General features: G+C 67.0%; 11 protein-coding genes. 3 read left to right on the top strand and 8 right to left on the bottom strand.

Annotated features, from left to right (window positions below; all coding sequences use genetic code 11):
• Positions 1–228: 228 nt before the first annotated feature.
• Positions 229–1239 (bottom strand): 3-hydroxyacyl-CoA dehydrogenase NAD-binding domain-containing protein, encoded by a 1011-nt coding sequence (locus tag QEP15_RS18445; protein ID WP_227741276.1) that lies wholly within the window; start codon positions 1237–1239, stop codon positions 229–231.
• 109 nt (positions 1240–1348) lie between these two features.
• On the opposite strand from QEP15_RS18445, the gene QEP15_RS18440 reads away from it, so the two are divergent.
• Positions 1349–1975 carry a cysteine peptidase family C39 domain-containing protein gene (locus QEP15_RS18440; RefSeq protein ID WP_152385157.1) on the top strand — a complete coding sequence of 209 codons (627 nt, stop codon included), beginning with the start codon at positions 1349–1351 and terminating at the stop codon, positions 1973–1975.
• A gap of 18 nt (positions 1976–1993) precedes the next feature.
• Here the strand turns inward: QEP15_RS18440 and QEP15_RS18435 are convergent, their stop codons facing one another.
• A complete protein-coding gene (locus QEP15_RS18435) occupies positions 1994–3391 on the bottom strand; it encodes an MFS transporter (protein WP_280147838.1) in 1398 nt (465 codons plus the stop codon).
• Between the two features lie 118 nt (positions 3392–3509).
• Here QEP15_RS18435 and QEP15_RS18430 point away from each other — a divergent pair, with 118 nt between their 5' ends.
• Entirely contained in the window at positions 3510–4379 is an 870-nt protein-coding gene (locus QEP15_RS18430; RefSeq protein WP_175157070.1) for a LysR family transcriptional regulator, read from the top strand.
• An 84-nt stretch (positions 4380–4463) separates the two neighbouring features.
• On the top strand, positions 4464–5879 hold the full coding sequence (locus tag QEP15_RS18425; RefSeq protein WP_280147837.1) for an amidase family protein: 1416 nt from the start codon (positions 4464–4466) through the stop codon (positions 5877–5879).
• A 102-nt stretch (positions 5880–5981) separates the two neighbouring features.
• On the opposite strand, the gene QEP15_RS18420 is transcribed toward QEP15_RS18425, so the two are convergent.
• The 6 genes from QEP15_RS18420 to leuS all read right to left on the bottom strand — a co-directional run bounded on the left by QEP15_RS18420 (position 5982) and on the right by leuS (position 13079).
• Complete coding sequence (locus QEP15_RS18420) at positions 5982–6767, bottom strand: 2-keto-4-pentenoate hydratase (protein ID WP_280147836.1); 786 nt, start codon at positions 6765–6767, stop codon at positions 5982–5984.
• 4 nt (positions 6768–6771) lie between these two features.
• A complete protein-coding gene (locus QEP15_RS18415; RefSeq protein ID WP_180100684.1) occupies positions 6772–7152 on the bottom strand; it encodes a hypothetical protein in 381 nt (126 codons plus the stop codon).
• Between the two features lie 139 nt (positions 7153–7291).
• Positions 7292–8557 (bottom strand): glutamate-5-semialdehyde dehydrogenase, encoded by a 1266-nt coding sequence (locus QEP15_RS18410; RefSeq protein WP_056322805.1) that lies wholly within the window; start codon positions 8555–8557, stop codon positions 7292–7294.
• Between the two features lie 131 nt (positions 8558–8688).
• The gene (gene holA, locus QEP15_RS18405; protein WP_280147835.1) at positions 8689–9744 is read right to left on the bottom strand and encodes a DNA polymerase III subunit delta; all 1056 of its coding nucleotides are present in this window, start codon (positions 9742–9744) and stop codon (positions 8689–8691) included.
• A 3-nt stretch (positions 9745–9747) separates the two neighbouring features.
• Complete coding sequence (locus QEP15_RS18400) at positions 9748–10410, bottom strand: LPS-assembly lipoprotein LptE (RefSeq protein ID WP_152385152.1); 663 nt, start codon at positions 10408–10410, stop codon at positions 9748–9750.
• A gap of 11 nt (positions 10411–10421) precedes the next feature.
• Complete coding sequence (gene leuS, locus QEP15_RS18395; protein WP_280147834.1) at positions 10422–13079, bottom strand: leucine--tRNA ligase; 2658 nt, start codon at positions 13077–13079, stop codon at positions 10422–10424.
• Between the last annotated feature and the right edge of the window lie 52 nt (positions 13080–13131).

The raw sequence follows: 13131 nt of genomic DNA, 5'->3' as shown, positions 1-13131 counted from the left end.
TTCAGCGAGCAAGTTTCGAGCCCGCGGCCTGGGTTGCCGACTCGGAAATCTGCCGTCGTGGCGCCAGGCGCTTGCCGTCGTATACACGACGCCGTCAACAAGCCGCGCCTGGAGTCGGTTCGCCGGGTGCGGCCCGGGGATCAGCGGGCGATGGCGGATGGCTATAACAATGACGGGTTACCGATATTAGCGCCGACGGCGCGCAGCTGCGGCTCAACGCTGAGGCCTTTACCGGTGCAGCACCTTGATTAACGCGGTGAGTTGCGCGTCGCGGGTTTCGACGAGGTCGGCGATGTTGCGGTGGCCGGCCTCGGCGTTGACGCCTTCGATCAGGCGTTGCTGCAGCGCTGGCGTGACCTCGGGTGCGCCTAGGTCGTCCCACCAGGTTTGCACGGGGCCCAGGAGGTGGTGCATGAAATGCGCCAGACCGCCTTCGCCGCCGCCCAGGTTGAACGTCATGTGCGGGCCGAAGAGCGCCCAGCGCAGGCCGGGGCCTTGCGATACCGCGGCGTCGATGTCCGCGACGCTGGCGACGTTTTCGGCGGCAAGGTGGATGGCCTCGCGCCACAGGGCGGCTTGCAGGCGGTTGGCGATGTGGCCGGGGACTTCCTTGTTCAGGCGGATGGGGTATTTGCCCATGCTGCGATAGAAGTCGATGGCGCGGTCCATGGTGTCGGCGGACGTCTGGTCGCCGCCGACGACTTCGACCAGTGGAATGAGGTGCGGCGGATTGAAGGGATGGCCGATCACGAACCGTTGGGGATGGCGGCAGCGCGATTGCAGCCGGCTCATGATGAGGCCCGATGAGCTCGATGCGACGATGACGTGCGGGGGCAGGACGGCGTCGATGCGGGCAAACAGGTCCGTCTTGAAGTCTTCGCGTTCGGGCGCGTTCTCTTGCACGAAATCCACGCCGGTCAACGCCTTTTCGAGGTCGGGTTCGAAGCGTAGCGCGTCGGCGGTGCCGCCGGAGCGCACGTGGCCAAGTTCGGCCAGGACCGGCCATGCCGCCTGTACGCGGGCGATGGTTTGAGCTTCGGCATGCGGGCTGGGATCGCTGACCACGACTTCAAGTCCGTGCGCGAGAAACAGCGCTGCCCAACTGGCGCCGATCGTGCCGGCGCCGACGATGGCGACGCGGCGGATGGGGATGGCGGTGGAGGAAGCGGAGCCGTGCAAGCCAGACGGCGACGACGGCGGGTTTGACGAAGCAGAGCTGGACGAAGCAAGGCTGGACATGCAGGTCTCCGTTGTTGGGTTTGCTTCATTGTGAAGCAAAGCCGATGCCGTTGCCATGCAAGCTGAGCGGCGGCAAGATAGGGCTTTTCGAAATCGCCAGGAGGCTTGCATGCGTCCGACGCCTGCGCGCGCGACCGTACCGTATTTCTGCCAATGGGAATCCGCGCATCGGGCGGGCGAGATCATTCGCGGGGAACTGGCGCTGGCTGACGACCCCGCGTGGCGCAATTCCGGGGCGCAGGATCTGGACGAGTACGTGCGCTGGGCCAGCCATGTGTGCGGGATGGCGTGTCTGAAGATGGTGCTTGCGGCGCGCACCGGCCACGCCTATCCGACCCTGGAGCTGGCGCGGGGCAGCTTGTCTTACGGGGCGTACGTCGAGGAACCGGACGGAAGCATCAGGGGCCTGATCTACGCACCGTTCGTGCAATACGTCGCAGACGTGTTTGGCATGCGTGCGCAGGTGCGCGTGGACTTGCCGGCGTCAGGCCTGCCTGAGCTGATGGCGCGGGCGGATTACTTCATGGCCTCGGCACATCCGTCGATTCGCTGGCCCGCTGTGCAGCCGCCGAAAAAGGGCGGACATCTGGTGCTGGTGACGCGCGCCACGCCCGACGCCGTGACGTTTCATAACCCGTCGGGCGAGCCGGGCTCGCAGGCGGACGTGGTGCTGCCGCTGGCCGACTTCGACAGGTTCTATGCCGGCCGCGGCGTGGAAATCCCGCCCGCCGGATGACGAGGCTTACATGCCGGCTCAGGCGTTGAGGGTACGGCGCAGATAGCGCCATGCGAGCACAACCGTGATGCCATAGCTGGCGGTGATGACGCCGTAGGCGGCGGGCAACGTGGCATGCCAGTCGGGCAGCAGATGCAGAAGGGTGCCCATCACCGCGACGCCGACCAGCGCGCCGGATTGGCGATTGGCATTCAGGGCGGCGGCCGCGCTGTTGGCGTGCTGGCGGCCCGATACCTGCATGACGATGCTGGTCATCGCCGGCACGGCGATCCCCACGCCCAGATTGGCCAGCGCGACGACGATGGCAAATGGCCAGTACGCGACGCCGGGAGTGAACGCGGCGATGCCGACGGCGCTCATTGCGGCCGCGAGCGAGACGCCGCCCAACAGCGATGCCGACACGTTCCACCGCGCCGACACGCGCCCCGAGATGAGGTTGCCGATGGAGAATACCGCCAGCATCGGCACCAGCTCGATGCCGGTCTGCAACGCATCGGCGCCGCGTGCATGCTGCAGGAACAGGCTGAGCAAGAACAGTTGGCCATACGACGCGAGGTTGATGAGAAACCCCACCGCGTTGGCCGCGGAGAATTGCGGGGTGGCGAAGAGCGTCCGCGGGAGAATGGGTTCGGCGTGCTGCCGTTCGCGGTGCACCAGAAGCGCGGCGGCGGCCAGGCCCAGAAGCATCGTCGCTGCGATGGCCGGGGAGGTCCAGCCATAGGCGTTGCCCTGGATCAGCACGAAGCACAGACTGGACAGCGCCACGACGCCGAGCACGTGGCTCATGGGGTTGAGCGCGCGGGCGCGACGTGGCGCGGACGCGATGCGGCGGCGGGCGAGCCACAGGCCTGCCAGACCCAGCGGGATGTTGATGAGGAAGATGCCGCGCCATCCAAATTGGTGGATCAGCGCGCCGCCCAGCAACGGTCTCGATGCGCCAGCGACCGCCACGATGGCGGACCAGGCGGCCAGCATGCGGTTGCGGACGCTTTCGTCGTCATAGGCGTGCGTGAGCAGGCTGAGCGAGCTTGGCATGAAAAGCGCCGCGCCGACGCCTTGCAGCATGCGGGCCGCGATCAGGGTGTCGGCGTTTGGCGCCAGGCCGCAGAGCAGTGACGCGGCGGTGAACACCCCCAAGCCGGCAAGGTAGAGGGTCTTGGCGCCGTAGCGGTCGGCCAGCGCGCCGGCGACCAGCAGCAGGGCGGCGAACGTCAGCGTGTAGCCGTCGACGATCCACACCAGGTCGGTCAGTGGGACGGCGAACTGGAGCGCGATACTGGGAATCGCCACATTGACCACGGTTACGTCGAGCATGGCCATGACGAATCCGATGGCCAGGGTGACAAGCGGCACCCATCCCGTGGCGGCGACGGGCAGCGCGTCTTGGGCGGCGATGGGGCGGCAGGCGGATGACATGGTGGGACTCTTTTCGAGGGGGCGGGGGGCGGGAGGTGCAAAGCTTAGGCGCTTGTTGTGATGCAAAAAAGCCGTATTACTGCTTTATAGTCATGCAAAAGTGCATCACGGACGTCAAATGGATTGGGACAACGCGAGGATATTTCTGGCCATCTACCGTGTGGGAACGCTGCGCGGGGCGGCGGCGGTACTGCAGATCGACCAGGCCACCGCTGGACGGCGCCTAGCCGCGCTGGAGGCGTCGCTGGATGCGCGCCTGTTCTTGCGCACGCCCGGTGGCTACGTCCCGACTTCGGCGGGCGAGCTTGCGTTTGCGGCCGCCGAACGCATGGAGCAGGCGGCGGACCAGCTGCAGCGCCAGATGCAGGGGCTGGATCACCGGCTGTCGGGGGTGGTTCGCGTGGCAGCCTCGGAGACGGTTGCCCGTTATTTCGTGATGGAGGCCATCAAGCGGGTCCACGCCGAACACCCTGACATTCGCGTGGTGCTGACGACCGGCATCCAGATCAGCAATCTGACGCGCCGTGAGGCCGATCTGGCCATCCGCAACATCAAGCCCGACAACCCCGATCTGATCCACCGTCACTTGGCGCGCAAGGAGGTGGGCTTGTATGCATCGCGCGCGTACCTGGACGCGCACGGCGAGCCCAAGCCCGGCACCGCGTTCGCGGGGCACACCTTGATCGCCTATCAGCAAGCCGTGCTGCCGGGCTGGTCCGATTCCCTTTGCGGCGAGCCCACCCGCAATGGCCGCATCGGTGTCGAGGTGAATTCGGGGTTGATGATCATCGACGCGGTCGTGGCGGGTCTTGGCATCGGCGAGCTGCCCACGCACATGGCGCCCGACTTCCCGGACCTGGTGCGCATCTGGCCAGCGCGCGCCGAGGCGTATGACCTGTGGCTGGTGATGCATGGCGACCTGAACCGCACCGCGCGCGTGCGGGCCGTGGCCGACGCGATTGTCGAGGTCTTTGAAGAGAGCAATTAGCGGCAAACCGAGGCTTGTCGCGCGGCGCGACTGGCGCTAAGGTTTGCTGGCCCGCAGGAAAACCCACGACCTCAGGAGTTGCGCGTGTCCGATCTTTGGCGTTTGTCCGCAGTTGAGCTTGCCGCCCTTGTCCGCAAGCGTGAAGTGTCCGCCGTGCAGGCCGCGCAAAGCGCGCTGCAGCGGCTCGATGCCGTCAATCCCGCGATCAACGCGGTGGTGGATCATCGGCCGGAAGACGTGCTGGCGCAGGCGGCCGAGGTAGATGCGGCAACCGCGCGCGGAGAAGATCCCGGCCTCTTGGCCGGCGTGCCCGTGACCGTGAAGGTCAACGTGGATCAGGCGGGCTTTGCCACGACCAACGGCGTGCGGTTGCAGAAGGACTTGATTGCCGAACGGAACAGCCCCGTCGTCGACAACTTGCGGCGGGCCGGCGCGGTGATTGTGGGCCGCACGAACACGCCGGCGTTTTCGCTGCGCTGGTTTACCGGCAACGTGTTGCATGGCGACACGCGCAATCCGCGGAATCCGGCGCTGACGCCCGGCGGTTCGTCGGGCGGCGCCGCGTCTGCCGTGGCGGCAGGCATTGGGCATCTGGCGCATGGCACCGACATCGCCGGGTCGATCCGTTACCCCGCCTATGCGTGCGGCGTGCATGGCCTGCGTCCATCGCTGGGCAGGGTGGCGGCCTACAACGCCTCGCTGCCGGAGCGTTCGATCGGCGGGCAGATCACCGCCGTGTCGGGACCGCTGGGCCGCACGATTGCCGATGTGCGGCTGGGTCTGGCCGCGCTGGCTGCGCCGGATCCGCGCGATCCGTGGTGGGTGCCGGCGCCGCTGACCGGACCGGAGGCGCCGCGGCGCGTTGCGCTGTGTCTGAACCCGGAAGGCATGGATACCGATCCCGCAGTGGTGAAGGCGTTGCAGGAAGCGGCGCGGCGGCTGAGCGAGGCGGGTTGGACAGTCGATACGCTGGAAGCGCTGCCGCCGATGCAGGAGGCAGCCGACCTGCAGATCCGCATGTGGATGGCCGACGGCTACGACGCCATGCTGGCGGCGGCGGAAAAAGAAGGCGACCCGGGCGCGTTGGTGGCGCTGGCAGGGCAACGCGACAAGGCGGCGGGCGCGGATCTGGCGACCTTTTCGGCGGTGCTGACGCGTCGCGCCACGCTCACGCGTTTGTGGGAGATGTTCTTTGCCGAGTATCCCGTGCTGCTTTTGCCGGTGTCGGCCGAACTGCCATTTCCCGACAACCTGGATCTGCAAGGCGACGCGGCCTATGCGCGCGTGTGGCGCGCGCAGATGACCCAGATCGGTCTGCCGTTCATGGGCTTGCCGGGACTGTCCGTGGCGATGGGCAGCGCCATGAGTAGCGCGGGCCCGAGTCCGGTGGGCGTGCAGGTGGTGGCGGGGCGGTACCGCGAGGACCTGTGCCTGGCGACCGGCGAAATCATTGAGGCGGCCGGCGAGCCGATCAGCATCGCCGAGCCTGCGCCGAAGTAATTGGCGGTTGGGGGAAAACGGCGGCGCTGCCCGAAGGTGGGGCGGCCAGAAGGCGGCCCCGCCTGAAAGTGAGGCGGCGTGAAGGTGGCTGCCTGTGCGACCTTAGCCGCCGAAGCGCACCTTCAGCACGCCCAGATCGCCGTACGCCAATTCGATGTCTTGATTGGCGGGCACGTCCAGAAAGCCCGCGTATGAGCCGGTGATGACGTGCTGACCGGCCGTCAGCCCCAGGCCTTGCTCGCGCAGGAAATTGGCCAGCCAGTACAGGCCGGCCTTGGGGCGGTCGTTCGGGTGGATGCCTGCGTGCTGCTCGACTTCAACGCCATCGACCATCAACGTGATCGTCATGCAGCCGGGGGCTGCGTCTGGCGATGAAATCCGCGGGCCCAGGACGAGGCCCTGGTTGAACATGTGGTCCGCCAGCAACTCGGGCAGGCTTGCATGTTCGGGGGCGGCGTAGCGGCAGCCCAGGACTTCGAGCGCCAGGCGGGCGCCGCCCACGGCGGCGTCGATCTCGGCTTCGGTGTAGGGCGTGTCGCGCGGCGGCAGGTCGCGGGCGATTTCGAACGCGATTTCGGGTTCGATGCGAACGAGGGCATCGCGGGTGGCGACCAGCCCGGCCGTGGCGTCAGCCGTGCCCGAGGCATAGATGGGCGCCACGACGGTTTTTTCGGGCGAGGGTAGGGCGCTTTTCCAGGCCGCGATGGTGTCCTGGCGCGTTTCGCGAAGCAGTTCAGCGGTGCGCTGCTGCACGGCGAAGGCCTGGCCCAGGGACTGCGGCCGGCATTCCGCGGGCAGGCGGGGGCCGGCCACGCCGGTCTGGCGCGCGGCGATCAGAAAGCGCGCGGCGTCGATGCTGCCGGGATAGTCTTCAAATCTGATCTGCATGCGTTCAGGCTCCGAGGAACAGCATGATCCACAAGACGATCATGGCGATCAGGCCCAGCCAGCAAGATCCCCAGAAGCCGACGATCGGCCATTTGAGGGACAGCGGAACCTTCTTGGGATCGACGTGGGCAAGCAGGTCGTTGGCATTGCCGATCAACCACATGCGCGTGCCGGGAAACATCAGGCGGAAGAAATAATCGAGCATGATCGCGGCCTGGATCGCCAGCGGGAATTGCTTGAACGGCCGATGCTGCAGATAGGGGTGCTTGAGGGCCGCATTGACCTGCTGGGTCTTGAAGAAGAACAGCACGATGCCGCTGATCGTGCAGGTGATGAAACACAGCACAAACAGGCTGAAGGCCATTGCCATGACGGGTGAATGCATGGGGGATCTCAACGATGCGCGGCCGGACCGCGTGGGATGGACAAATTCAGGCAAAAAAAGCTGGCCCTATTGTAGAGGGCTTGGCGCGGCCCTGTGTTCAGGGCCGCGTCAGTAGCGCCGGTCGGGCGCTTGGGCTGGGTCAGCCGCGGGTCTGGCCTTCGCCGTTCAAGACCCACTTGAGCGTGGTCAGGCCTTCCAGACCGACCGGGCCGCGCGCGTGCAGGCGATTGGTGGAAATGCCGATTTCCGCGCCCAGCCCGTATTCGAAGCCGTCTGCAAAGCAGGTGGGAAGGTTGACGTAGACGGAGCTGGAGTCGACTTCACGCTGGAAGCGCTGGGCCGCAGACAGGTCTTGCGTGACGATCGCGTCGGTGTGGCCCGAGCCATAGCGCGCGATATGTTCGATGGCGTCGTCCAGCGTGTCGACGATGCGCACGGCCAGGATGGGCGCCAGGTATTCGGTGGCCCAGTCTTCCTCGGTGGCGGGTGTGGCATGCGGCAGCAGCGCCAGCGTGCGCGGGCAGCCGCGCAGTTCGACGCCGTGTTCGGCGAAGGCGGCGGCCAGGCTGGGCAAGATGGACACGGCGGCCACGGCGTCGATCAGCAGCGTTTCCATGGCGCCGCAGATGCCATAGCGGTAGGTCTTGGCGTTCAGGGCGATGGCGTGGGCCTTGTCGGGGTCTGCCGCCGCGTCGATGTAGATGTGGCAGTTGCCGTCCAGATGCTTGATGAGCGGCACGCGGGCTTCCTGGGACAGCCGTGCGATGAGGCCCTTGCCGCCACGCGGCACGATGACGTCGATGTGCTCGGTCATGGTGATGAGCGCGCCCACGGCCGCGCGGTCGGTCGTGGCGACGACCTGCACGGCATCCTGCGGCAGGCCGGCGGCGGCCAGGCCGGTCTGCACGATGCGGCCGAGCGCCACGTTCGAGTGCAGGGCTTCGCTGCCGCCGCGCAGGATGGCGGCGTTGCCGGACTTCAGGCACAGGGCCGCGGCGTCGATGGTGACGTTGGGGCGCGATTCATAAATGATGCCGATCACGCCCAATGGCACGCGCATCTGGGCGACACGCATGCCGTTGGGCCGCACGGTGGTGGCCGTGATGCTGCCGATCGGGTCGGGCAGGGCGGCGATCTGGCGCAGGCCTTCGGCCATGTGCGCCAGCGTCTTGTCCGACAGGGTCAGGCGGTCGAGCAGGGCGGGCTCCAGGCCATTGGCCCGGGCGGCGGCCACGTCCTTTTCGTTCGCGGCTTTCAGTTCGTCGTGGCTGGCGGCCAGCGCGTCGGCCATGGCGATCAGCGCCCGGTTCTTGGCGGCGCTGTCGGCGCGCATCATGGCGCGCGAGGCGCGGCGGGCGTTTTCGCCCAGGGTCAGCATGGCTTGTTCGATGGAGGACGAGGACATGGCGGCGTCGATCTTGTGGAGAAGGCGGCGCGGGCGCCGCCTGGAGAGTCAGTGTATATCCGGCGGGAGGGCCGGGCGAGATCCGGTCGGCGGACCGGATGGGGGGCGGGAGGCAGGCGGCGAAGCCGCCTTCACGGTCGGCCGCCGGCGGCGGCCACGCGCAGGGCCAGCCGGGTCATTTCTTCCCAGGGGTCCGACAGGCGTCCGGGCACCGACAGGCCCTTGATCAGGCGGTCGACTTCGTGGGCGTGCTGCACGGCGGCGGGCCAGACGTTGGGCTGCACCCGGTTCAGGGCCTGCAGCGCAAGGCGTTCATGCGCGCCGAAAATGCGCAGGCGGCGCATGAGGCCGCCCGCGTCCTGGCCCAGCGCGCGTGCCTCGGCAATGCGCGCCAGCAAGCGGATTTCTTCGCCGACTGCCCACAGCACCAGCGGCAGCGCCTCGCCTTCGGCGCGCAGGCCGTCGATCATGCGGATGGTGCGGCCGATGTCACCGGCCAGCATGGCATCGCGCAAACCGAAGACGTCGTAGCGGGCGACGTTCAGCACGGCGCGCTCCACGTCCTCGGGGGCAAGCTGGCCTTCGGGGTAGAGCAGGCCCAGCTTCTGGATTTCCTGGTGGGCGGCGAGCAGGTTGCCTTCGACCTTGTCCGCCATCCATTGCAGGGTGGCGCTGTCGGCGCGCTGGTTCTGGCGCGCCAGACGCATGCCGACCCAGGCGGGCAGGCGGCCGCGCTCGATATTGGCGATATCGACAGACATGCCGGCGCGGGCAAGCGCCTGCATCCAGCGGCTTTCGCGGGTGGCCTTGTCCAGACGGGGCAGCGCGATCAGCACCAGCGTGTCGGCGTTTGGCTGCTTTTCGGCCTGTTCGGCCAGCTTGGTCAGGGTGTCGGCGCCGGATTTGCCCGGCTTGCCGGTGGGTATCTTGATTTCAAGGATGCGGCGGTCGCCAAAGAGCGACACGCTCTGGGTGGCGGCAATGACCGCGCTCCAGTCGCTGCGCGCGTCCATCACCATGGACAGGCGCTCGGTGTAGCCGGCGTTGCGCGCGGCGGCGCGAAGGGAGTCGACGGCTTCGGTCACCAGCAGCGGCTCGTCGCCCGACACCGTGTACAGCGGCGCCAGGCGGTTGCCGGGCCGCTGCAGGTGTTCGGCCAGCCGATCCGCGTCCAGAGGCTGTGCCATGGACTAGCGGACGATGGCCGGATCGGTGACGGACGGCGTCTGCCAGGGCGTGGGCACGCGCGGTCGTTGCTGCTCGTTGGGGTCGAACAGCGGCGTGTTTGCGTCGTCGCCGCCCGCTTGCGCGGCTTCGAATGCCTTGTGCACGTCCGGCGCGGTGATGCGGCGCAGCACGCGCGAGACGAGGTCCCGCTGCATGGCCTTGTACAGCGTTTCGATCTGGCCCTGCTTGGCCTGCACGACCTGGTCGTCGTACGGCATTTCGCGGTAGATGGACAGCGTCGTGTCGGGGACCAGGGCGCGGCCCTTGGCGTCGATCAGGCGGAACGTGTAGTTGATGCCGAGTTCGTAGGATTCGACACGGCCTTGCGCGTTCAGCGAGACCTCACGCAGCGTGCGCGTGTCGCTGACCTGCTGGAGGATCGCCTGGGCTTCCTTGCGCGAATCCACCAGTCTGGTGTTGGGCGAGGCCGCGCGCAGCGCGCGGCGCAGGTCTGCGCCGAACTGGATGTTGTCGGGAATGCCCACGTACAGTGTGTCGAAGGGCATCGGGGTGGTGCCGCGCAGCGCGAAGCCGCAGGCGGAGAGCAGCATGAACAGCGCCAGGCAGGCGCCGCGCAGCAGCCAGGTTTGGCGGGAGACTTGCGATTGTTGCCCGGCGAAGTGCATGCTTGACCTCATCAGCCTACGACGTTGACCAGTTTGCCCGGAACCACGATGACGCGTTTGGGCGGACGGCCTTCCAGGAATCGGGCGACCTCTTCCTGGCTGGCTGCCAGTTTCTCGATATCTTCCTTGGCCGCCTTGGCCGCCACGCGGATCGAGCCGCGCAGCTTGCCATTGACCTGCAGCATCAACTCGATCTCGTCGGCGACGAGGGCGGCTTCGTCGACATGCGGCCACGGGGCGTCGAGCAGGTCGCCGAGTTCCTTGGCGTAGCCCAGATCCTGCCACAGGTGCCAGGTGATGTGCGGCACGACCGGGTAGAGCACGCGCAGCAGGACGCCGACGGTTTCGGCATAGGCGGCATCGGCCTCGGCGCCTTCGGGCAGCTTGGCATCGTCGATGGCGTTCAGCATCTTCATGCAGGCGGACACGACGGTGTTGTACTGGATGCGCTGGTAGTCGTAGTCGGCCTGCTTGAGCAGACCGTAGACCTCGCGGCGCAGGTCCTTGACCGCGGCGGGCGCTTGCGCCCAGTCCGCGCCGTGGGCCAGGCCGCGAGCGATGGCTTCGCGGCGGTTGTAGCTGATGGACCAGAGACGGCGCAGGAAGCGGTTGGAGCCTTCGACGCCGGAATCGGACCATTCGAGGGTCTGCTCGGGCGGGCTGGCGAACATGACGAACAGGCGGGCCGTGTCGGCGCCCAGCGTGTCGATCAGCGATTGCGGATCGACGCCGTTGTTCTTGGACTTGGACATCGTGCCCACGCCGCCGTAGTTGATGGCCGAACCGTCCGACTTCAGCTTGGCGCCAACGATGGCGCCGCGGTCGTCATAGACGTTGTCGACGTCTTCGGGCCAGAAGTACTCGATGCCGCCCTGGGGCGTCTTGCGGGAATAGATGTGGTTCAGCACCATGCCCTGGCACAGCAGCTTGGTGAAGGGCTCGTCGAAGTTGAGCAGGCCCATGTCGCGCATGACCTTGGTCCAGAAGCGCGCGTACAGCAGGTGCAGCACGGCGTGCTCGATGCCGCCGATGTACTGGTCCATCGGCATCCAGTAGTCATTGCGCTGGTCGACCATGGCATTGTCGTTGCCGGGCGAGGTGTAGCGCATGAAGTACCAGGACGAGTCCACGAACGTGTCCATCGTGTCCGTTTCGCGGCGGGCGGGCTTGCCGCACTTGGGGCACGCGCAGGACAGGAAGGCTTCGTTCTTGGCCAGCGGGTTGCCGCTGCCGTCGGGGATGAGGTCGTCGGGCAGGACGACGGGCAGGTCCTTTTCGGGCACTGGCACCGGGCCGCAGTCGGCGCAGTGGATGATCGGGATCGGGGTGCCCCAGTAGCGCTGGCGCGAAATGCCCCAGTCGCGCAGGCGCCAGGTGGTCTGCTTTTCGCCCAGGCCCTTTTCGCCCAGGTCGGCCGCGATGGCGTCCACGGCTTCCTTGTAGGACAGGCCGTCGTACTTGCCGGAATTGATGGTGCGGCCCGACTGCTTGTCGCCGTACCATTCCTGCCAGGCGTCGGTGGAGTAGTCTTTGCCGGGCACTTCCACGACTTGCACGATGGGCAGGCCGTATTTCTTGGCGAAGGCGAAGTCGCGCTCGTCGTGCGACGGCACGCCCATGACGGCGCCGTCGCCGTAGGTCATGAGCACGTAGTTGCCGACCCAGACTTCAACCTGCGCGCCGGTGATGGGGTGCGTGACGAACAGGCCCGTGGGCATGCCTTCTTTTTCGCGCGTGGCCATTTCGGCTTCGGTCGTGCCGCCGAGCTTGCACTGCTCGATGAACGCGGCCAGCGGCGCATTGGTGGCGGCGGCGTGCGTGGCCAGGGGGTGTTCCGGCGCCACGGCGCAGAAAGTCACGCCCATGATCGTGTCGGCGCGGGTGGTGAAGACGTACAGCTTGCCGTCCTGGATCAGTTGGCCGTCCTGGCCGGCGATCTGGTGCGGGAAGGCAAAGCGCAGGCCCTCGGACTTGCCGATCCAGTTTTCCTGCATCAGGCGAACGCGCTCGGGCCAGCCGGGCAGGTCGTTCTGGACCGCGCCCAGCAGTTCGTCGGCGTAGTCGGTGATGCGCAGGTAGTAACCCGGGATTTCGCGCTTTTCGACAAGCGCACCCGAACGCCAGCCGCGGCCGTCGATGACCTGTTCGTTGGCCAGCACGGTCTGGTCGACCGGGTCCCAGTTGACGACCTGGGTCTTGCGGTAGGCGACGCCCTTTTCGAGCATCTTCAGGAACAGCCACTGGTTCCACTTGTAATACTGCGGATCGCAGGCGCACATTTCGCGCGTCCAGTCGATTGCCAGGCCCATCGCCTTCATCTGCTTCTTCATGTAGGCGATGTTGTCGTAGGTCCACTTGGCGGGCGGGACCTTGGACTTGATGGCCGCGTTTTCCGCCGGCATGCCGAACGCGTCCCAGCCCATGGGCATCAGGACGTTGTAGCCGCGCATGCGCAGCTGGCGGGCCATCATGTCGTTGATGGTGTAGTTGCGCACGTGGCCCATGTGCAGCTTGCCGCTGGGATAGGGCAGCATGGAGCAGGCGTAGAACTTGGGCTTTTCGGAGCCGTCGGGGTTCTTTGCGTGTTCTTGGACCAGATAGACGTCGCGGGCCTGCCAGTCTTGTTGGGCGGCCGCTTCGACGGTAGTGGGGAGGTAGCGTTCCTGCATGGGCTCGTGCGCGGTGGCGAAAAAGGGGTGAGCCGCCCCATCGCGCCGGGGC

The organism is Achromobacter mucicolens, from assembly GCF_029866465.1.
Classification (GTDB): Bacteria; Pseudomonadota; Gammaproteobacteria; order Burkholderiales; family Burkholderiaceae_B; genus Achromobacter; species Achromobacter mucicolens.
This window is presented reverse-complemented; position numbering and strand designations above follow the sequence as displayed.